Raw genomic sequence first — 19575 nt, 5'->3', positions numbered from 1 at the left:
GCAGATATAAATATTAAACATAATTATATCATTTATATAGTAGCTCCAGCAAGGAAACAGCTTATGGAAATAGGAAAAAGCACCTCGCGAGCGAAGTGCTTGGCCAATTCATTATGGTAGTTAAATACTATCATTAATACCTTCAATGGCTTCGTCAATCTCAGCTTGGGTCATACCCTCTTTAATCAATCGGTAATTGATAGCATTCATCCAAAATGCTGTTTTAGTACTTATCTTTTTATAGGCTTTGCTATTTTTCTTTTCTCGTTTTTCTCGAGACTCTGCGTTAGCTTGAACGATAGAGCAAGCATAACGAGCCTTGAGACGAGTATCCTGATCCATTTCTTCAAAGGTCGTGTTCAGACACTCAATCAAGTCCTTATAATATTGGGAAAACTCATCAAACGGAATCTCTGTCTCCATATGTAAATACCCTTTTAACACCTCGAACAACTTGTCCATGTAATAACCTCCATCTTTGTATCCTGCATATATCAGCGATAGCCTCAAATATTATACCTTTGTTTACCAGAAATGACAAGATACATATTCCTACTCTAGAACTTCGAAGGTTATTTCAGACTCACTCGTAACGTTGCCCTCGGCACTCGGGGAATCATTGCCAGGCTTCAGTACCTCGACAAGGATCGGTACAGCTTCTGAATCCGCTTTCTTCGTATCCACAACCGGCTTTTGCGCGGGAGCTTGAACTTTACGGATATTGTCAAATATGGGGGTAGTCCGGCCCTGAAAAAGTTCATTTAAGATCCCTATGGATTCCTTCGGATTAATTCTCCAATAGCTTATACCTTCTTCGTCTGAGAATTGACCAGGGAGTGTTTGATTGATTACTGCATAAGTGTCTTTATTTTTAAAAGCTACCACTAAAGACCAGACCTGCCCAAGATTCAGATTCGTTTCAATAGCTTGATAGACTTTAGGTATGATAATGGGCAATTTCGGCAAATTACGTGGCATGGTGGCCTCTGCGACTATAGCTTTGATTACTTCTTGTTGACGAGAAGCTCGTGAAATATCCGCAAGTTTATCATTGCGGTAACGAGCATATTGTAAAGCCTGGGCTCCATTGAGACGTTGGCTCCCTTTTTTCAAATCTATATAGCGATCCTTATCATCTCCCGTGTCATGGTACATATCCTTTTCCACATTGATAGTAATCCCACCCAGGCTATCCACGATGTTTTTAAACCCTTGAAAATCTGTGAGAACATAGCCATCGATGGGTGTTCCGATTAACTCTTGAATATACTGTTGTGTTGAGATAGGACCTTTTCCTAATCGTGCAAGTGCATTGATTTTTTCCTTTTTCTTATTCAACATGACCTGTGTGTCACGGGGGATTGAAAGTAGAACCATCTTTTTGGCCTTCTGATCTAAACTCGCTACAATCAATGTGTCCGTGTTACTGATAATCTCACCAGGACGATTATCCATACCGACCAACAATACGGTAAAACGATCCTTTAGGTCAATATCACTCGAAGTATCGATGGGCAAGCTATTCTGGGAGAGTAATTGTTCGCTGGCATCCTGAGGTTCTGTGCCCTCACTACGTTGAATTTGCTCGGAAAGCTGACTTGAGCTCCTTTCTTGGGATGATAAGGTTTGGGTGTTGCTACCCTGAGCTTCCTGTCCAACATTAATCTGGTTACGTGAAAAAGCTAAGATAACAAAAACAATGACTATGCCTAGGCCAAAACCAATGATGGCATTGAATCCATAAACCTGAAAGGAGTGAATTATTCGCTTCCATTTTTTATTATCTCTCAACTTAGCTCACTCCATCTCCATAAAAGTTTTCTCCCCTAGCATCAATCAAATTCTTGGTCATTATTCACCAATTATCGAATCCTCTTATCGAAATTTGGGAAGTCCCTTCGCTACGCAGTATCCTTAATACCTGAGTCACATCTTTTCGGTAGCAGATTTTATCAAGTGGAATATAATACCATATATCCATAGGATTAATAAGGAGGTAGCTATGAATTCTTGTCTGTTCAATCATCGAAATTCTTATGAGCCTTATTCATATCCTTCTCAACAAAACCTTGACTATTCTAGGTATACCCATCTTCCCTCACAAGCACAGACAAGCTATCCTTGCTATCCTTATGGAAATTCCGGCTATCCGGCAAGAACACAACTCCCTTATTTCTCTCCTCAACAGATGACTTCACCTAACACAAATTCTCAGTTTTTCCTTCCCTCCCAACCTTATCACTATTACCCATATTCTTTTGAAAAATACAATCCCCCCCAAAGCTTAACCTATCTCTGGCGGGAACCTGAACTTATGATTCCTTCTCAAGGGCTGGAGACTATTCTGATTGCTATTTTAATTCTTGTCGCACTTGATATGTTATTTGTGCGCCCCCGTCGCTAGGGAGTCCACTGGTATGCTCTCGCTCAGTGAAGACCAATCTCCACAGGACCACTTACCACAGCGGTCACCCCAACGAGTTAGTATTTTTTCTTCTTGCCTAATTTCCACGACTTCACAATGATTGCTGCAGCCTTGGCAATCAAAGCTACGAGCCTTGAAGCGGTATTCTGCCATTTTCAAACCACGAAAATTAGTAGTAAGGCCCTTTTTGTTTAAAAAACGCTCCTGAGCAAGATAAGCGGCTCCTAAGGCTCCCATCACTGAAAAGTGCTCAGGCACAGTGATTTTTTGCCCTAATTCTTCTTCAAAGGCTTTGCGGATTCCTGGATTTGCGGCTACCCCACCTTGAAAGAAGATGGGACCAAGAATTTCCTTATTTTTACCTACATTATTTAGATAATTGCGCACCATGGCCTGACATAGCCCGGCCAAGATATCGGGAAGAGGGTGGCCTAATTGCTGCTTATGAATCATATCGGACTCGGCAAAAACAGAGCAACGCCCGGCAATTCGTACAGGATGTTGGGCCTGCAGCGCCAAGGCTCCGAATTCTTGGATAGGAATTCCCAAACGAGAGGCTTGTTGATCTAAGAACGACCCTGTACCAGCCGCACAAACTGTATTCATAGCAAAATCCACGACGACACCGTTGCGCAGGAGAATAATCTTGGAATCTTGTCCCCCAATTTCTAAGATGGTTTGGACTTTAGGCTGGATTCGCGATGCGGCTACGGCATGGGCAGTAATCTCGTTTTTGACTACATCGGCTCCCAGCAGCGTGGCTGCCAATTGACGGGCGCTCCCCGTGGTTCCGACACCGATGATCTCCGCAGAAGAACCCATATGTGCTCGCAGATCCTTCATCCCCTCTTGGATAGTCTGCATGGGCCTTCCTTGAGTTCGTAAATACATAGCTTCGGCGATCGTGCCATCCGGATTAATAAGTACGATATTTGTACTCACCGAACCAACATCGACACCAAGAAAATACTTATCTACCGGCAAGTTCCAACACTCCCTCATTGATCGCTGTTAAATTATGGCGTGATCGTTCTAATAAATCCACGAAGGCTTCCAGTCGAGTTTGAATTCCCGCTCTTCCTGTATGTTCATCCACAGTTAAGGTCATAATCGGTATTCCATAATCCTCTTGAATCTTCGGCAAAATCGCCGAAGCAACAATTTCCGGCATACAGCCCAGCGGCAAGAGCTGAACGATTCCCTCATAACCCTCTTGGGCATATTTCACCGTTGCTCCTATGGTTTCTCGAGCATGTCCTCCCACAAAATGATTCAGATAAGGCTTTGCTAAGGTGTAGTATGGTCTTAAAGGTCGATACCCTTGAACGAGGCCGCGAAACACATGCTCGCCAACCCATCCCGACAGATAAATCGATCGATCAACGACTGCGCCTAGATTGCCCAACTCCTTTTCTACATCCATAGATATAAACGGCTCTAAAATGGTATAGATTTCTCCTACCACAGCAATCCTTAAGGGATTTTCCTCCATGCAGTCTACGTAGTCAGCTAAGCTTTGCTGCATTACATCCTTAAGCCAATTTAAAACATCCTTTAACCCTTGATCAGTCATTGCCTGAACTAAACGTCGTTTGGTTTCTTCATATAGCCGGTCCACCTGGGTGGGGGATTGAATCCGAGGACGGAACCCATGGAACAAATCTTCGATTTGGTCCAGAACTAAACTTTTACGGTAGGCAAAAAGCATAGCTTTAACGATTCGGTTCCAAGTATTCTTTTCACCGGCAAGCTTGCGTATTCGTTCGGCGAGGCCGATCAAGCTACCATCAGGAGGTTCTAAGGTTATGACATCAAATGGATAACCCGCTTCTTGCAGAATCTGCCGTTCCATCTCTCCATAATAACCAAAGCGACAGGGTCCAACTCCTCCGGTGATGAGGGCCGTGTCAGCTCCGAGTGCTGCTGCCTGCACAAAATTCCCTAGATTCAACTTGAGCGGAAGACAGAAAGATTCAGGTGAAAGTTGGGTCCCGATGGTTAGGGTCTCTTTACTATTCAACGGCGGAACAACATAGTCCACGCTTAAATTTTCAAGTAAAGCTTGAATGACGATCCATGTGTTCCCCATATGAGGAAAGGTTACTTTCATAATCGTCCCTCCTTTCAAGCATATCGAGAAAGGCTTCGATCCGAGTAACCAAGCCAGCCTCTCCAGTGTGCTCGTCCAATGTTAGAACCAAATAGGGCTTTTGGTTCTGTCGAGCTCTGCGGGCAAGTAAATCATTAGTCATGGAATCGGTCCCGCATCCGAAACAAGATAGGTAAATCAGCCCATCAATTTCCGGATCTTCTACGTAATAGGACCCCGCCCCATAGATTTTCTTGGCATGACTCCAAAAGATCTTCTTCTGCAAATGACTTTGTTGCAACTCGATAGGGGTAGCCTCCACATTTTCGACCACTAGGACTTGGGCCTTTTCGCGAAGCCGCTGTACCAGGTTCATATTGGCGTAGGATTCATAGGTTAGATAACTGTGTCCCACTAAAGCAATTCTGGGCTTCTTTTCTAAGGAATCCGTGATATCCCCCTGATCCAAAAGCCATCCATCTTCAAAATCCGCAGTCTTCTGTCTATGGCTACGCTCTCGACTAAATCCCAAATCTTTGAGCTTCAGGGGCTCGGCTAAGGTCTCAAAACACTCCATACTTTCCTCAAAGGACCAACCCGCATTGCGCATTCTCCGGTAGGCTTTCTGCCACCGCTGAGCTTCCGCAAATCCTTCTCTAATCTGACTTTTTGTGCGCCCTATTCTTGTTCGGAAAGCCAAGAGGCTTTTCAAAACTTCTCTCTTTCCTTCACGCCAATTAACATCCAAAGTATAAATTTCCTGCTCGGGAATGGCATAGAGCACACTCTCAGGAAGCCCTAAAATCTTTGGACAAAGATAAGTATTCTCTTCCATACTTACCAAGCGAGGCAGGAAAATCCCCTCCACATCACGCAAAGCCATAAGATGTCCAACCAGTATTTTTACCGGCAGGCAAGTTTCATCCGCGGCCTTTTTAAGACCCATCTCCATAATTTCGCGATTGGTCGAAGGGGATGTGACCAATTCAATACCTAATTTATAAAAAAATCCTGCCCAGAAGGGATAATACTCGTAATACATCAACGCCCGTGGAAACCCTAATCTCACTGATCTAAATCCTCCTTATTCATCATGACCTTCCGGTTGACGAATAGCGTCCTTTGGTTTTAAAATGCTGGGTCGCTTATTCTTGATTGGTAGGGGTGATCGGACTAAAACTGTGCCTAAGGCCTTAAGGTCTAATGGCAAGAGTGGCCAAAGGTACGGTACACCGAAGGATTTGGTCCTCCACAGTAGGAAAAACAGTATCAGGGCACCTATAACAAAGCCAATAAAGTTATTTAAGGCAACCATCACTAGTAGAAAGAGGCGAGCTAAGCGGTTGGCTTGTGCAAGCTCATAGCTAGGAGTTGCAAAAGTACCTACGGTGACCACCGCGATATAAACGATAATTTCCTGCGAGAATAACCCGACCTTGATCGCCACATCCCCAATCATGAAGGTGGCAATCAAACCTAAAGCAACTGTTAAGGGACCCGGGGTATGGATAGCTGCCATGCGCACTAAGTCCACCCCAAACTCCGCTAAAAAGACCTGGGGAATAAGCCCAATCTTCCCGATTTTCTCGACACCGACGAACTGGAGCCATTCCGGTAGAATATGGGAATTCAAAGCACAAGCCAACCATAAGGGAAGAAGAAAAAGAGCAGCGAAGATGCCCATAAAGCGGACCCACCGCAAATAGGCCCCCACGATCGGCTCTTGTCGGTACTCCTCAGCATGCTGAGTGTGCGACCAAAAAGTGGCTGGAGCAATCATTACGGAGGGTGAAGTGTCTACTAAAACTACCACATGTCCTTCTAAAAGATGAACAGCCGCTACATCCGGTCTTTCCGTATACCTTACCCGAGGGTAAGGATTCCAAATCTTACTACCTAAGATAAATTCCTCAACGCTCTTTTCAGCCATGGGAATTCCATCGATCTTTATTTTTTGAATTTCTTCCGTAATCTCATTAACCAACTGTTCATTGGTTATATCTTCAATGTAAGCAACACAAACGTCAGTTTTCGAGCGTCCACCGACCTGCATGAGCTTCATTCTTAACATAGGGTCCCTGAGTCGCCGACGAATTAGTGCTGTATTAAAGATTAACGTTTCGGTAAAACCATCTCTCGCCCCTCGAGTTACTCGTTCAATATCCGGCTCGTCAGGTGATCGCGCAGGAAAGCTGCGAGCATCGACAATGATGGCTTTTTCCTGACCCTCCACGAAAAGAGCCATGGGGCCGGATAAAATAAAGTAGAGAATCTTATCCATTGTATCTACTTCAGATACTTGGAGGCCAACAATGCGGCCTTTTACAAGGGTGTGCAGCGCATTGACTACTAAATCCGCCCGCTCTAAATCGACAAGTGCATCCAAAATCATAGTGACAACTTGCGTATTAACCATGCCATTGACAGAGTAAATGGCCACTTTTTTACCAGCAATGGACATTTCTCTGAGGACAATATCAAAATTATCGGGAACCCCCAGTTCCCGATTAAGATAGTCGATGTTCTTTTGATAATTCTTACTGACTTTCACATTGCGTTCACTTGAATTGTCCAAACTATCACCCCCAGCCCACAATTATTCCCCCGCTTAGTCCTTACCTTTCTCAGATTCCAACTCGTCTTCCCCTATCCTTTAGGATTGAAGGTTATGGAAACTAAATAGCCAAAGAAGACTGCCGCCGCAATTCCTACCGCTGCGGCCTCTACTCCTCCTGAAAAAGCTCCCAGAAGACCTCTCTCTCCCACAGCTTCCATAGCACCTTTCGCTAGAGTGTAACCAAAGCCTGATAAGGGAACAGACGCCCCTGCACCTGCAAATTTCACCAGAGGTTCATAAACACCTAGCCCTCCCAAAATTGCTCCCCCGGTAACAAAGGTGACCAGGACATGAGCAGGTGTAAACGATGGTTTTGTTAAATCCATCAGCAATTGACCGACAACGCAAATCAAACCGCCGACAATAAATGCCGGAATGACCTGTTCAAACATCACTATCCCCCCTTTATGCTTCAATGACCACAGCATGACCAATGCCGGGGATCGATTCCCCTTGCAAGGACGATGTCTGACTATGCAAAGCACCACTTCCCACGAGAAGTACCCGCTTATATTCGCCAGACTTTATTTTATCCAGGATATGTCCTGCGAAAACCACAGCAGAGCATCCACAGCCACTGGCTCCGGCATGAACATCCTGCTTTTTGTCATAGATTAAGACTCCACAATCGGAGAAGTTGTTGAATGCTAAGCCATTCTTTTTCAACACCTCTTGGGAAAGATTGAGTCCGACACTACCTAAGTCCCCAGAGATAATCAAATCATAATCATCAGGGGTGCGGTTCATATCGTTCAAATGGTTAAGTATGGTGTCTGCAACGGCTGGGGCCATGGCTGCCCCCATGTTATTGGCATCCTTTTCCCCAAAATCTACAATTCTCCCAATCGTCGCAGCCGTAATCCGGGGTCCTTCACCACTCTCTCCTAATACTAGGCTACCTGCTCCCGTCACGGTCCACTGAGCACTCATAGCTCTTTGTCCCCCTTGCTCAGTAGGCATTCGATATTGTCGCTCAGCTGTATCATGATGGCTAGACACACCCACTAGGACTCGTCGGGCAAATCCACCATCGATCAACATGGTACCGACGGACATACTTAAGGCCATGGTTGAGCAGGCACCATAAAGTCCGATAAAAGGTAGTCCCATCGTTCGTGCTGCAAAATTGGCTGAAATTATCTGATTCAATAAATCACCGGCCAAAAGATAATCAATCTCATCCTTTGCCATACTCGCCCGGTTTATTGCACCCTCCAGCGCTTCCTCAAGCATTTTGCTTTCCGCGACCTCCCAGGACGAGTTCCCACTAATGTTATCCTTCCAAACACTGTTGAAGGATTTACTCAGCGGTCCTTGACCTTCCATGGGGCCTACTACAGAGTATGAGGAGAGAATCACCGACGGATTAGAAAAAACTACCGTTTGATTCCCCATACGTTTAAGCTTCATTATTTCTTCATCCCTTCGTTCTCTTTCAAGTATTATCAAAAAATCAATCTTATCTCAGGAGAAGGTTTCGGCTTAACGCAGGAAATAGACGATTATACCGATCCCTATCGATGTCGCAATTCCGTAGACCAATACCGGCCCAGCTATCGTAAATAGTTTGGCCCCGACGCCCATTACATATCCTTCGCGTTTATACTCCAATGCCGAGGAAACAATAGAATTAGCAAATCCGGTGACCGGAACGATGGAGCCGGCCCCTGCGAACTTGCCGATTTCGTCATATACACCTAACCCGGTCAATAGGGCTCCGAGAAATATAAGCAAGGCTGTCGTTGCTGTTGAAGCTTGATCCTTGGGCAATCCCACTTGAACAAAAGAATTGATGATAATCTGGCCGAATACGCAGATAAGCCCACCCACGAGAAATGCACGTATAACATTCTTACCGATCGTAGGCTTGGGGGTCATAGATTTAGACAATTGTTCGTATTCTTGGGGAGTTACTTTTAGATTAGGTGGTCTTAGATTCTGTTTAGGCAATTAAATCACTCCTATAGACCTGACGCATGAGTAACTATCCATCAGGAATTTGCTAACACTTAGTATGAATCTTAAAAAAAAAATTATGCCTTGTTACAATGATCAGCCTTCCATCGTTATGAAATTAATATTTTCCTCGCAAATCAGAAGGAAAATTATGGATACCGTCGAATTGATTCTGAGAAGACGTTTTAGGGGGGAACACAATTGCTTATTGATAAAAAAATTGAGCGCCAGACCTTGCTCTTACATTTAAGGGGTGAACTCGACATGAATACCTCTGAAAGTCTACGCCAAGCCATCGATAGCGAGATTGAACGTCGAGGAGTCCGTACGGTAATTCTTAATCTAGAAGAGATTAGTTTTATCGACAGTTCCGGTCTTGGGGTCATTCTCGGCCGCTATAAGAAACTTCTCCCCATGGGGGGTAAAATTATCATTACCCGAGTGCCGCCACACATCTATAAGATTATGGAATTATCTGGGCTCCCTCGAATTATTCAGTTTGAAGAGATGCTGGGCCAGGAAGATGGAAGGAAGGGAAAAACCGTATGAAAAGTAATCTTTTAAAACTTACGCTCTCAAGTCTTGCCGAAAACGTAGGAATAGCTCGGATGTTAATTGCTTCCGTCGGCGCTCAACTGGATCTCTCTCTCAATGATATCGAGGAACTTAAGGTCGCCGTAAGCGAAGCGGTTTCAAACGCAATTATCCATGGCTATGCCAATGACACGGACAGGCTAGTCGATTTAATCATTGAACATAATTCTGAAAGCTTAAAGATTATTGTTAAGGATGAGGGTTGCGGCATTGCTGATGTGGAGCAGGCAATGCAGCCGGCCTTTAGTACTGATCCAGAACGTATGGGCTTAGGATTTGTCTTCATGCAGTCCTTTATGGATGATCTTCAAGTGGAATCTGCCGTCAATCAAGGAACCACCGTCACAATGATTAAGCGACTTGATAAAATCCAGCCCTCCACGCATTAGGGGGGGATGAAAAATGATTCAAAGACTAACGGAAATGAATCTTCCCCGTTTCCCACTCCTATCAGATGAGGAGATGATGGATTTACTCCATCGTGCCCAAGAAGGTGATGCTGAAGCCAGAGAGCGACTCATTAATTGTAATCTCAAGCTCATTTTCAACCTTGTTCAGCGCTTCTCTCATCGGGGTTACGAGCTGGAAGACCTCTTTCAAATTGGCACCATCGGTCTAATTAAGGCAATTGACAAATTTGACTTTACTTACGGCGTAAAATTTTCGACCTATGCTGTGCCTATGATTATCGGTGAGATACGCCGTTTCTTAAGGGATGACCATCCTGTGAAGGTCCCCCGCTCTTATAAAGAGCTGGTTTATAAGGTCAATAAGTCACGGGAAATCTTAGCTGCTAGCCTCGGTCGAGAACCCACCATCGGTGAAATTTCAGAAAATATCGGAGTCGATCGTGAAGATATTGTATCTGCCCTGGAAGCTGTTCAAAGCCCTGCTTCCATACATGACACGCTCTATCAAGACGACTCCGATCCGATCTATATTCTCGACCAACTTCCCATAGATAAAGAATTAGAACCCAGTTGGTTCGAGAAGATTGCCCTCAAAGAAGTACTGGCTAAACTTCCTGAACGAGAACAGCGAGTTCTCATGATGCGTTTCTATGAAGATAAAACTCAAAGTGAGATTGCCGCACTCCTTAACTTATCTCAAGTACAAATCTCACGAATTGAACGGGCGGCACTGCATCATATTCGCCAATTTCTCCATGAACCAGATGGTTCGACAGATAGCTAACGTTTCAGAAGCCAAACACCCCTTGCAGGGTTCGCATTATTTGTTTCCCAATACCTGCCTTGGCAATTTCCTTTTCTGCTACCAAGTTCACGGAAGTCAATAACTCCTGATCCCGATATAACAATATTTCTCCTACTTTTTGGCCTGCTTTAATAGGTGCCTCCAGATCTGGGTTGAGCTTCGTCTCTGCCCAGATGTTTTTATCATTTCCTTTTTGAACCGTAATCCCTAAGGCGTTTTCAGTCACAGCCACAACCTCTTGCTCTATTCCCTTACGAACCATAATAACCCCTTGCTTTTGACCTGCAGGTGCATATTCTTTATATGTAAAATTAGCAAATCCATAATTGTAAAGCTTCATCGATTCAGTAAAGTGTCCCCGAACCGGAGGAACGCCCATGACCACAGCAATAAGACGTAATCCATCTCGTTCGACTGTCGAAGCCAGACAATATTTGGCTTCTGTAGTCCAACCCGTTTTAAAGCCATCCGCTCCTTCGTACCACCACAGTAATTTATTGGTATTCCAAAGCTTGAACTTGCCGTCCCGCAAATCATATTCTTTCATGCTGGTCAGCTTACGCACCAAGGGATACTTTAAGGCTTCGCGTCCCATGAGAGCTAGGTCATAGGCACTTGTGTAATGGCCTTCGGCTGGTAAGCCATAAGCATTCACAAAGTTAGTATGATTTGCTCCCAATGCTTTAGCCTTTTTATTCATCTCTTCAACAAAAGCTTCATGGGTACCATTGATATGTTCAGCTACTGCATAGCAGGCATCATTTGCTGATCCGACGGCTATGGCAATCATCATCTCTTCCAGAGTGAAGGTTTCTCCCGGCTCCAAGTAGATCTGAGATCCTCCTAGTGCACTGGCCCCTTCACTGGCTGTGACTTTGTCCGTTAGACTCACTCGGCCCGACTCAATCGCATCAGCAGCCACGAGTAGGGTCATCAATTTTGTTACACTAGCTGGTGGTAGCTCTTTATGGATTTCTTTCTCAAATAGAATTTGGCCAGACTTAGCATCCATGAGAATGGCGCTAGCGGCGTCCGTTTCTAACACTGCACCATAGGCCTGGGTGGGAACAATTAAGTTTCCTAGAAAAAGACCAAATGCAAAAATCCAGATTAATGCTTTACGCATTCCTTTGACCCCCTTTAAAACATGTTTGTTCTATTATCCCCAGAAAAACAAATAATATTGAAAAAAGAACGTTCCCAACACTATAGGGTAACGTTCTTTCGATGAAAACTGAATAAAATTATCTTTAACGGCGTTTAGGCGCTTTGGGCGATTTGAGTCCATGCCAATAGCAGGGATGGAGATACCCCAAAGGCTTTGGATGTATTTTATGTTTGAGAACACACCCTCGTAATACCTGGATACCCGCATTATCAGCCTGCTCCTGGAACTCTTCAGTCCAGTTGCGCTCTTGAAACCAGACGAATTGGGCTCCACATTCCCGCACTTGATTGATAATATCTGGCATCAGTTCCGCTTTCAAGCAAGGAACCACTACATCCACTTTGTCTTTTAAAGCTGCCAACTGTGGGTAAACCTTAAACCCTTCCAGCCGCTGCAAATCTTCGGCTACAGGATGGACTACACAACCAAATTGTCTCAGAATCTGCCAAGCCTTATAGGCATGCTTATGTTTTAAAAAACGATCGGCATTCCCCACCACAGCATAACGCTGACCAGTTGTAGTCTCCCCCACCAAGGAATACACTTTCTTTTCACGCATAATAGTCACCCCTTATCCTGGTACTAAAAGACTACGTGAAAAAAGCTCATCCTATGTCACTTTAATAATGGGAAACAGGCCCTATTATTCAGTCTTTCTTACGAACAGGAATCCAAACTTCACTATAGGCATAGTCTTTTTTCTGTGGGTTCATCTTGGTAAAGGAAAAAGACGGGGCATTGATCACCTCATAATTTGAAGAAGGAAGCCATTCTGAATACACTTTTGCCATGGTGCTCTGTAACGTAGAAGGAAAGGGTCCTTCATTAGGGAATATTGCCCAAGTACAGGCTGCTACCGGTACTCTTGCTAAGTTCCCACTTATTTCATCTTTAGTAGTTAAAACCCCAATGAGATGGGTTAGATCACCCTCTTCTTTTAAGAAGTTTGCATCAGCATCATAAGAAGCGTTAACAACTTCATAGGGTTCAATGTTTTTCAGAGCATGCATTTCTTTTCTTTGCTCCTCTGTAATGCTCATAGCCAGCTTTACTATCTCGTTATTAACACCTTCGAATTGCATAGGGACTCGCTTGCAGACACCTGCTAAATTAAAGGCTGGCTTTTCTTCGATTCTAAATTCCATACTGACTCCTCCTTTGACTGTTATAACGAATGAAAGTTTGGGAAAAGATTTATTGATGCCTTTTCTTATCACCTCTGAAGGCAAAAAGCCACTCCACTTTTTAAAAGCTCGGCTAAAACCATCCATGGACTGATAACCATACTTAAAAGCTACATCCGTCACTTTTTCTCCCTGTAATAAATCCTTATTTGCTTCTGCCAGTCTGCGATTTTTGATATATTCGCTTAGGGTCATTCCTGCTAGATATAGGAATACCATCCTCAAGTGATAGTCAGAAACCCTCACAGAATTAGCAATCTCCTCAAGAGATAAATCATCAACAAGATGCTCTTCAATATAGTCAATCACATGGTTAAGCTCGTTTAGCATCGTATACTATCCTCCTTTCATATGTACATAATATCTAAGCTTTCCAAAGGTTACTCGACATTTTAATGAAAGTTATATCGAATTCCCTTTGTGCGAGTATCATTAAACCCTGACCAAAGTTATGGTCAGGGTCTTTCATATTTAATGAACAATTATAATTAACAATTAAACCGACAGATTTCTCTTGTTTCCAAATCCATACTAGCTTATGTAATAGCAGAGGATGTTTTGATAAGGAAATAACACCGCCTTAGAGTATGAAAATAACGGTTTCTGTCTTCATTATTCACTTGATTACTTCATGAATGTATTCTACCAGGTCAGGCTTATTATCTTGAATCTTATAGGCCTTTAAGACATTTGTTTTCACTTGATCAAGGTTAGTATGAAGGAGACAAAGAGGTTCATTTAGCTTCACATAATCCCCGACCTTTTTCAAGAGAGTTACCCCTGCTGCATAATCAATGGGGTCTTCTTTCTTTTCCCGTCCCGCACCTAGGAGCATAGCAACAATGCCAATTTGTTCCGCATCAATATGACTTATATACCCCGCCTGGTCCGCACGAATTTCGAGATGATGCTTAGCCTGAGGTAGTATGGCCGGTTCCTCAACTGTTTGAGGATTTCCCCCTTGAATGGTGATGAGCTCTTTTAGTTTTTCGATAGCTCTACCGGAGGCAATAATCTGTTGAAGTTCGCCATAGGTAGAGTTGAAATCAGCATACTTTCCACTGGCAATAGCCATATATGTAGCAATGGTCAAGGCAACAGTGGTTTCATCCTCAGCACCCTTTCCGCTTAAAACATCGATAACCTCTCTTATCTCATTAGCGTTGCCCACTTCATGGCCAAGGGGTTGATTCATATCGGTGATAATAGCAATAGTCCTTCTATTTAAAGACTTACCGATTTGCACCATACATCCAGCCAATTTTTTAGCTTCATCGATCGATTTCATGAAAGCCCCTGAGCCTACTTTGACATCTAAGACTATGGCATCTGCCCCAGAGGCAATTTTTTTACTCATAATCGAGCTTGCTATGAGAGGAATACTATCCACTGTTCCTGTAACATCCCTTAAGGCATAAGTTAGTTTGTCAGCGGGCGTTAGGTTTGCTGTTTGTCCAACCACAGCCATCCCATGTTTGTTCACATTGGAGATAAATTCCTCTGTATTTAGAGTGGTCTTAAATCCTGGAATAGCTTCTAATTTATCGATCGTACCGCCGGTATGTCCTAACCCTCTGCCACTCATTTTGGCCACAGGAATGCCCAAGGAAGCAACTAAGGGGATGACGATAAGGCTTATCTTATCCCCCACTCCTCCAGTTGAATGCTTATCAACTTTTACACCTTGAATCCCCGATAAATCTATTATCTCTCCTGAATTTACATAAGCCATCGTTAAGTTGGTTATCTCTTCATCCATCATGCCTTGGAAGTAGATTGCCATATAAAGCGCGGCTATCTGATAATCCGGAATTTCACCTTTGACATAACCTTGCACAAAAAACTCTATTTCTTCTTGGGACAAGACTTGCCCCATTTTCTTTTTATTGATTATATCAACAACTCTCATCGTTTCGCCCCCTAATATTTATGCAATCATCTCTACAAAGCGAGTTACGATTACAGGAAAAAATATTTTACGGGACAAGTCCCTTAACTAAAGCTTGGACAAATCGTACAAACTGCTTCTCAATGCGTTGGGCAGTCTCCATAACCTCAGCATGGCTGAGACGCTGCGAAAGAATACCCGCCGCCATATTGGTGACACAGGAGATCCCTAAGACCCTCATCCCTCCATGGTTAGCCACAATGACTTCAGGAACGGTACTCATGCCCACCAGATCAGCACCGGCCGTGCGAAGGAAGCGAATTTCGGCCGGACTTTCATAGCTTGGGCCGCTCATGGCCGCATATACTCCCTCTTGGGGGAAGATGCCGACTTCCCGAGCTATAGATAAAGCTCTTTGCCGCCATTCCAGATCATAGCCCTCGCTCAAATCTGGGAAACGAGGACCAAGATTACTAAGATTCGCTCCGCGCAAGGGATTGTCTCCCATCATATTAATATGATCCTTAATTAAGATCAGATCCCCGGGTCGATACCCGGGGTTGATACCACCGGCGGCGTTAGTCACGATCAATCCGGTAACTCCCAAGGCCTGCATAACTCTGACGGGAAAGGTGACCTCTTGCATGGAATACCCTTCATAAAAGTGGAAACGTCCTTGCATGGCTACCACAGGTTTGCCTAAAACCTTCCCGAATACTAGCTGTCCTTTATGACCCTCTACAGTAGATATTGGGAAATGAGGAATCTCATGATAAGGGATAGCCACTGGATTTTCGATTAAATCTACAAAACCACCCAATCCTGAACCAAGGATAATTCCCATCTGAGGTTCAATATTTACTCTCTCCATAATACCACGTCGGGCTTCACTCAAACTGTCCATAAACTTTTGCTCACTCATAATCATAATCGCTCCTCTATTTTCATACTGATACGCTCATGTTCATTTAACTAAATACGATCATCTTTTAAGCAAATCATCCAAAAAGCTCTGGCCGTTGCGTAAAGCATCGGTCCCCAAATATGCCGCGATAGTTGCTCCCAAGTCGGCAAAGGAAGAACGGACTCCCAGATTCGTACCCGGATTGATTTGCTTCCCATACACTAGCAAGGGGACGTATTCACGAGAATGATCCGTGCTTGCTGTAGTCGGATCACAGCCATGGTCCGCCGTGATCATTAAGATATCCTCCTCGCCTAGAGCAGCGAGGACCTCCGGTAATCTGGCATCAAATTCCTGAAGAGCCTGAGCATACTTCTCTACATCATTACGATGGCCATAAAGCATATCAAAATCTACTAAATTCGTCATGATTAAACCAGATTTTCTCTGACCCATAAAGACCAGAGTCTTATCTATTCCGTCCCTATTGCTGATGCTAGGAACGTGTTCGGTTACCCCGCGGCCAGCATAAATATCTTTGATCTTCCCCACAGCCATGACCTGAAGTCCCTTTTCTTTAATTACATCCAAGAGCATCTCATGGGGTGGTTCAACCGCATAATCATGACGATGGGTTGTCCGATTAAAGTTACCTGCCGTGCCCAAAAAGGGTCGGGCGATCACTCGGCCAACTTTTAAATCTCCGTCAAGCATTTCTCTGGCTATTTCGCAAATTTTATACAACTCATCGAGAGGGATGACCTCTTCGTGGGCTGCTATCTGGAAAACGGAGTCTGCGGAAGTATAAACGATGGGTTTCCCGGTCGTAACATGCTCTTGACCTAAACGTTGAATGATCTCTGTGCCTGAAGCCACTTCATTACCGATGACTTGACGCCCGATACGCATGGCGAAGGCTTGAATAAACTCATCCGGAAAACCCTGAGGGAAGGTGGGAAAGGCCATTTCTAAGACCACACCAGCCATCTCCCAATGTCCCGTAGTGGTATCCTTACCAGGAGATCTTTCTGCCATTTTTCCATAGCATCCTGCGGGACAGGCCACCGGTGCGACCCCCTGTATAGGCTCAATATTTCCTAACCCTAAATTCTGCAGATGTGGTAAATGCAACCCACCACGGACCTTTGCCATGTTACCTAGGGTATTACTGCCCACGTCACCATACACATTGGCATCCGGCATTTCACCAATTCCTACACTATCTAAAACGATCAAAATAACTCTTTTCAAGAAGTAATTCCCCCTTGTGGCCTCGTTATGTTAATCTGCTCGTGGATGAGCTTTACGAAAAACCTCTATCAACCTTTGCCTAGAAAGATGGGTGTAAATTTGGGTAGTTGAAATATCGGCATGCCCCAACATCTCTTGCACTGATCTGAGATCAGCCCCATGATCTAAAAGATGGGTGGCAAAGCTATGCCTGAATTTGTGAGGATAGATATTCTCGGTGACGCCATGATCCAGTGCCCATTTCTTGAGAATATTCCATACCCCTTGTCGGGTAAGAGCCTTTCCCTGCAAATTAAGAAAAAGCATCTCACTTTTATTCTTAGACCTCAGTTGCTCTCGCCCTTGGTCCAAATAATCCTGTACCACTTTGAGCGCATACTCTCCTATGGGTACAATCCGTTCTTTATTACCCTTACCACGGCAGCGCAGTGTCTTCGACTCAAAGATTATATCCTTAACCCTGAGACCTACTAATTCGGAAACCCGCAACCCACAACCATAGAGTACCTCAATCATGGCAATATTACGCATTAACAACGCTTTCTTCTTCCCTTGGGCGTCTGTTCCTGTCCTTCTCTTTTTGTTTTGATTTACGCTTTGAGCAGTTAATGCTGATGCTGTTTCCATATTTTCTTCATTAAAAAAGAGTTTTTCCATGGTCCCTTCGGACAACACATGAGGCAAATGTGTCCCAAGCTTAGGAGACGATAGATATTCGGTAGGGTCGTCCTCGCGCATCTCCTCCCCCAAAAGAAAGGAAAATATCCCTCGCAGGGTTGCGAGGTGCCGAGCTAAGGTGCGAGAAGATCTTCCTAGATCCTTCTCATGCAGAAGGAAAAGAAAAAGATCATTGCCATCACAGGTTAGCAAAGTTTTTCCTCGTTCCTGAAGAAAGCCTGCGATCTTTTTTAGATCGCGGTCGTAGCTTATTCGTGTGTTTTGGGAAAGTCCTCGCTCTACATTAAGGTAAGTTAAATACTTTTTTATCCATATTTCACCCTGAGTCTCCACAAGAAATCCCTCCCAGAATAAAATTCTACAGAAGGGAAGCTTTTCCTGCGAATTATTTGATTAAATAAGCCTATCTTTTAATATCAGGAAAAAGCTGTATAACAAATTCACTCCAATTACTGCCTTCCTCTTCTACCCGCATGGGGTTGCCGCTAGGTTTTTCATCCCGATCCCCCTGAGAAGTAATCAATAGGCTGCATACAGTGACAAGCTTCGGCAACAGTACTGCAAGCAAAACAAGTAAAACTAAGACACGTGCGAGATAGAAGAAAAATTCCGGCCAACTCTTACCACGCTGCATAACTATGCCCCCCAATCCCTAAAACTTATGCGGTAGAGGATTGTCTTGATGACATAGTAACACCAGAAGATTGACATTCAAGTGTATATCGGTAGTGAACTCCTTAGCCTGAAATAAAAGATAAGGGGATGACCAAAATATTTTTTGATCATCCCACTTCGTTCAGTTTTTGTCCCCAGGCTTATTGTTCCAGTGGAACAAGTGGCTAAGCCTGAGACCGCTTATTTAACTCTTCTTTGATTTTCTCAAAGGTTTCTTGGCTGATCACATGTTCCACACGGCAAGCATCTTGGTCAGCAGTCTCTGCATCTACACCTAAGTGCATTAGAAATTTTGTCAACAAGGCATGGCGCTCATAAATTTGCGAGGCAGTTTGTTCTCCCTTACCAGTCAAGGTAATAACTCCGCCGGAATCAACTTCGATATACTTATTTTTCTTGAGAATACCCACAGCACGACTAATGCTCGGCTTCGTATAACCCAGTTCATTGGCAATATCAATGGAGCGAATATCGCCCCTTTTTTTATTCAGCACATAAATAGTCTCAAGATACATCTCACCGGATTCATGAATACTCATGGCAATAGCTCCTTCTCCTCGATCTCAAAAAAATCTTAACCAAAGCATAGTATAACCGGGAAGAAAAATCAACCATTACCAAGGGATATTAACATACACAAAAGCCGCTCACTGTGATCCGCCCCTGTCAAGGTAGACCAGGGAAATAAATAAAGAGGGTTATAGAAATAGCTACTGCAAAATTGGCGGTAGCTATTTTTTATGCGGCAAACTTTGCCTTGTACCTCAGAATACGCTTGTTCTCTGGAATTGGATATTGTGCAGGAGAATCTGTTTCAAGTGCAGCAGCCCGAACTTCCATAGGAGCACGGTTGTCGAAGCGTTCCTGAAGCCGTTCATAGTTATAGAAATGAATGTATTTGTCAATTGAAGTTCGGAGAGAAGCCTCGTCT

22 protein-coding genes are annotated in these 19575 nt (G+C 44.0%); 3 read left to right on the top strand and 19 right to left on the bottom strand.

All coding sequences use genetic code 11. The annotated features are described in order from the left end of the window. Positions 1-120: 120 nt before the first annotated feature. From AAC978_RS14810 to spoVAC, 9 genes are all read right to left on the bottom strand, one after another. Positions 121-462 (bottom strand): hypothetical protein, encoded by a 342-nt coding sequence (locus AAC978_RS14810; protein WP_341548840.1) that lies wholly within the window; start codon positions 460-462, stop codon positions 121-123. Positions 463-552: 90 nt separating this feature from the next. After that, positions 553-1791 (bottom strand): LCP family protein, encoded by a 1239-nt coding sequence (locus AAC978_RS14805; RefSeq protein ID WP_341548839.1) that lies wholly within the window; start codon positions 1789-1791, stop codon positions 553-555. 589 nt (positions 1792-2380) lie between these two features. Then, on the bottom strand, positions 2381-3409 hold the full coding sequence (locus AAC978_RS14800) for an acyl-CoA dehydratase activase (RefSeq protein ID WP_341548838.1): 1029 nt from the start codon (positions 3407-3409) through the stop codon (positions 2381-2383). Further along, positions 3396-4535 (bottom strand): 2-hydroxyacyl-CoA dehydratase, encoded by a 1140-nt coding sequence (locus tag AAC978_RS14795; protein ID WP_341548837.1) that lies wholly within the window; start codon positions 4533-4535, stop codon positions 3396-3398. Before AAC978_RS14795 ends, AAC978_RS14800 begins: the two co-directional genes overlap by 14 nt. After that, positions 4477-5583: an acyl-CoA dehydratase activase-related protein gene (locus AAC978_RS14790; RefSeq protein WP_341548836.1), complete on the bottom strand. Its 1107-nt coding sequence runs from the start codon at positions 5581-5583 to the stop codon at positions 4477-4479. Before AAC978_RS14790 ends, AAC978_RS14795 begins: the two co-directional genes overlap by 59 nt. Positions 5584-5598: 15 nt before the next feature. Next, positions 5599-7089 carry a spore germination protein gene (locus tag AAC978_RS14785; protein ID WP_341548835.1) on the bottom strand — a complete coding sequence of 497 codons (1491 nt, stop codon included), beginning with the start codon at positions 7087-7089 and terminating at the stop codon, positions 5599-5601. A gap of 71 nt (positions 7090-7160) precedes the next feature. Then, positions 7161-7523, bottom strand: coding sequence for a stage V sporulation protein AE (gene spoVAE / locus AAC978_RS14780; protein ID WP_341548834.1), 363 nt, complete (start codon positions 7521-7523; stop codon positions 7161-7163). Positions 7524-7536: 13 nt separating this feature from the next. Then, a complete protein-coding gene (gene spoVAD, locus AAC978_RS14775) occupies positions 7537-8541 on the bottom strand; it encodes a stage V sporulation protein AD (protein ID WP_341548833.1) in 1005 nt (334 codons plus the stop codon). 72 nt (positions 8542-8613) lie between these two features. After that, positions 8614-9081: a stage V sporulation protein AC gene (spoVAC, locus tag AAC978_RS14770; RefSeq protein WP_341548832.1), complete on the bottom strand. Its 468-nt coding sequence runs from the start codon at positions 9079-9081 to the stop codon at positions 8614-8616. A 207-nt stretch (positions 9082-9288) separates the two neighbouring features. Between spoVAC and AAC978_RS14765 the strand changes: the two genes are divergently transcribed. Genes AAC978_RS14765 through sigF form a run of 3 tightly spaced genes read left to right on the top strand, consistent with a single transcriptional unit; the run spans position 9289 to position 10875 of the window. Beyond that, complete coding sequence (locus AAC978_RS14765) at positions 9289-9636, top strand: STAS domain-containing protein (RefSeq protein ID WP_015262783.1); 348 nt, start codon at positions 9289-9291, stop codon at positions 9634-9636. After that, a complete protein-coding gene (gene spoIIAB / locus AAC978_RS14760; protein ID WP_341548831.1) occupies positions 9633-10070 on the top strand; it encodes an anti-sigma F factor in 438 nt (145 codons plus the stop codon). The genes AAC978_RS14765 and spoIIAB overlap by 4 nt, the downstream gene beginning before the upstream one ends. A gap of 13 nt (positions 10071-10083) precedes the next feature. Beyond that, positions 10084-10875, top strand: a complete 792-nt coding sequence (gene sigF, locus AAC978_RS14755; RefSeq protein WP_341548830.1) for an RNA polymerase sporulation sigma factor SigF — start codon at positions 10084-10086, stop codon at positions 10873-10875. 4 nt (positions 10876-10879) lie between these two features. Here the strand turns inward: sigF and AAC978_RS14750 are convergent, their stop codons facing one another. From AAC978_RS14750 to AAC978_RS14705, 10 genes are all read right to left on the bottom strand, one after another. Next, a complete protein-coding gene (locus tag AAC978_RS14750; protein WP_341548829.1) occupies positions 10880-12022 on the bottom strand; it encodes a D-alanyl-D-alanine carboxypeptidase family protein in 1143 nt (380 codons plus the stop codon). A gap of 124 nt (positions 12023-12146) precedes the next feature. Further along, positions 12147-12623 carry a CoA-binding protein gene (locus AAC978_RS14745; RefSeq protein ID WP_341548828.1) on the bottom strand — a complete coding sequence of 159 codons (477 nt, stop codon included), beginning with the start codon at positions 12621-12623 and terminating at the stop codon, positions 12147-12149. 88 nt (positions 12624-12711) lie between these two features. After that, entirely contained in the window at positions 12712-13578 is an 867-nt protein-coding gene (locus tag AAC978_RS14740; RefSeq protein ID WP_341548827.1) for an AraC family transcriptional regulator, read from the bottom strand. 286 nt (positions 13579-13864) lie between these two features. After that, entirely contained in the window at positions 13865-15157 is a 1293-nt protein-coding gene (locus tag AAC978_RS14735; RefSeq protein WP_341548826.1) for a pyrimidine-nucleoside phosphorylase, read from the bottom strand. Between the two features lie 67 nt (positions 15158-15224). Then, the gene (locus AAC978_RS14730; protein WP_341548867.1) at positions 15225-16061 is read right to left on the bottom strand and encodes a purine-nucleoside phosphorylase; all 837 of its coding nucleotides are present in this window, start codon (positions 16059-16061) and stop codon (positions 15225-15227) included. Between the two features lie 57 nt (positions 16062-16118). Continuing rightward, entirely contained in the window at positions 16119-17291 is a 1173-nt protein-coding gene (locus AAC978_RS14725; RefSeq protein WP_341548825.1) for a phosphopentomutase, read from the bottom strand. Positions 17292-17321: 30 nt separating this feature from the next. Beyond that, positions 17322-18302 (bottom strand): site-specific tyrosine recombinase XerD, encoded by a 981-nt coding sequence (xerD, locus tag AAC978_RS14720; RefSeq protein ID WP_341548824.1) that lies wholly within the window; start codon positions 18300-18302, stop codon positions 17322-17324. Between the two features lie 70 nt (positions 18303-18372). Then, positions 18373-18603, bottom strand: coding sequence for a hypothetical protein (locus AAC978_RS14715; RefSeq protein WP_341548823.1), 231 nt, complete (start codon positions 18601-18603; stop codon positions 18373-18375). 205 nt (positions 18604-18808) lie between these two features. Further along, on the bottom strand, positions 18809-19183 hold the full coding sequence (locus tag AAC978_RS14710; RefSeq protein WP_341548822.1) for a metal-dependent transcriptional regulator: 375 nt from the start codon (positions 19181-19183) through the stop codon (positions 18809-18811). Between the two features lie 199 nt (positions 19184-19382). Beyond that, positions 19383-19575: IS3 family transposase (locus AAC978_RS14705; protein WP_341548821.1), on the bottom strand; the 193-nt coding region annotated here is incomplete at its 5' end.

The sequence above is a fragment of the Desulfitobacterium sp. THU1 genome (genome assembly GCF_038181555.1).
Lineage (GTDB): Bacteria > Bacillota > Desulfitobacteriia > Desulfitobacteriales > Desulfitobacteriaceae > Desulfitobacterium.
This window is presented reverse-complemented; position numbering and strand designations above follow the sequence as displayed.

Coding starts and splice junctions, on each gene's coding strand:
- AAC978_RS14810 (WP_341548840.1), bottom strand. CDS start 462: ATGGACAAGTTGTTCGAGGTGTTAAAAGGGTATTTACATATGGAGACA.
- AAC978_RS14795 (WP_341548837.1), bottom strand. CDS start 4,535: ATGAAAGTAACCTTTCCTCATATGGGGAACACATGGATCGTCATTCAA.
- spoVAE (WP_341548834.1), bottom strand. CDS start 7,523: ATGTTTGAACAGGTCATTCCGGCATTTATTGTCGGCGGTTTGATTTGC.
- spoVAD (WP_341548833.1), bottom strand. CDS start 8,541: ATGAAGCTTAAACGTATGGGGAATCAAACGGTAGTTTTTTCTAATCCG.
- spoIIAB (WP_341548831.1), top strand. CDS start 9,633: ATGAAAAGTAATCTTTTAAAACTTACGCTCTCAAGTCTTGCCGAAAAC.
- sigF (WP_341548830.1), top strand. CDS start 10,084: ATGATTCAAAGACTAACGGAAATGAATCTTCCCCGTTTCCCACTCCTA.
- AAC978_RS14750 (WP_341548829.1), bottom strand. CDS start 12,022: ATGCGTAAAGCATTAATCTGGATTTTTGCATTTGGTCTTTTTCTAGGA.
- AAC978_RS14745 (WP_341548828.1), bottom strand. CDS start 12,623: ATGCGTGAAAAGAAAGTGTATTCCTTGGTGGGGGAGACTACAACTGGT.
- AAC978_RS14740 (WP_341548827.1), bottom strand. CDS start 13,578: ATGCTAAACGAGCTTAACCATGTGATTGACTATATTGAAGAGCATCTT.
- AAC978_RS14735 (WP_341548826.1), bottom strand. CDS start 15,157: ATGAGAGTTGTTGATATAATCAATAAAAAGAAAATGGGGCAAGTCTTG.
- AAC978_RS14715 (WP_341548823.1), bottom strand. CDS start 18,603: ATGCAGCGTGGTAAGAGTTGGCCGGAATTTTTCTTCTATCTCGCACGT.
- AAC978_RS14710 (WP_341548822.1), bottom strand. CDS start 19,183: ATGAGTATTCATGAATCCGGTGAGATGTATCTTGAGACTATTTATGTG.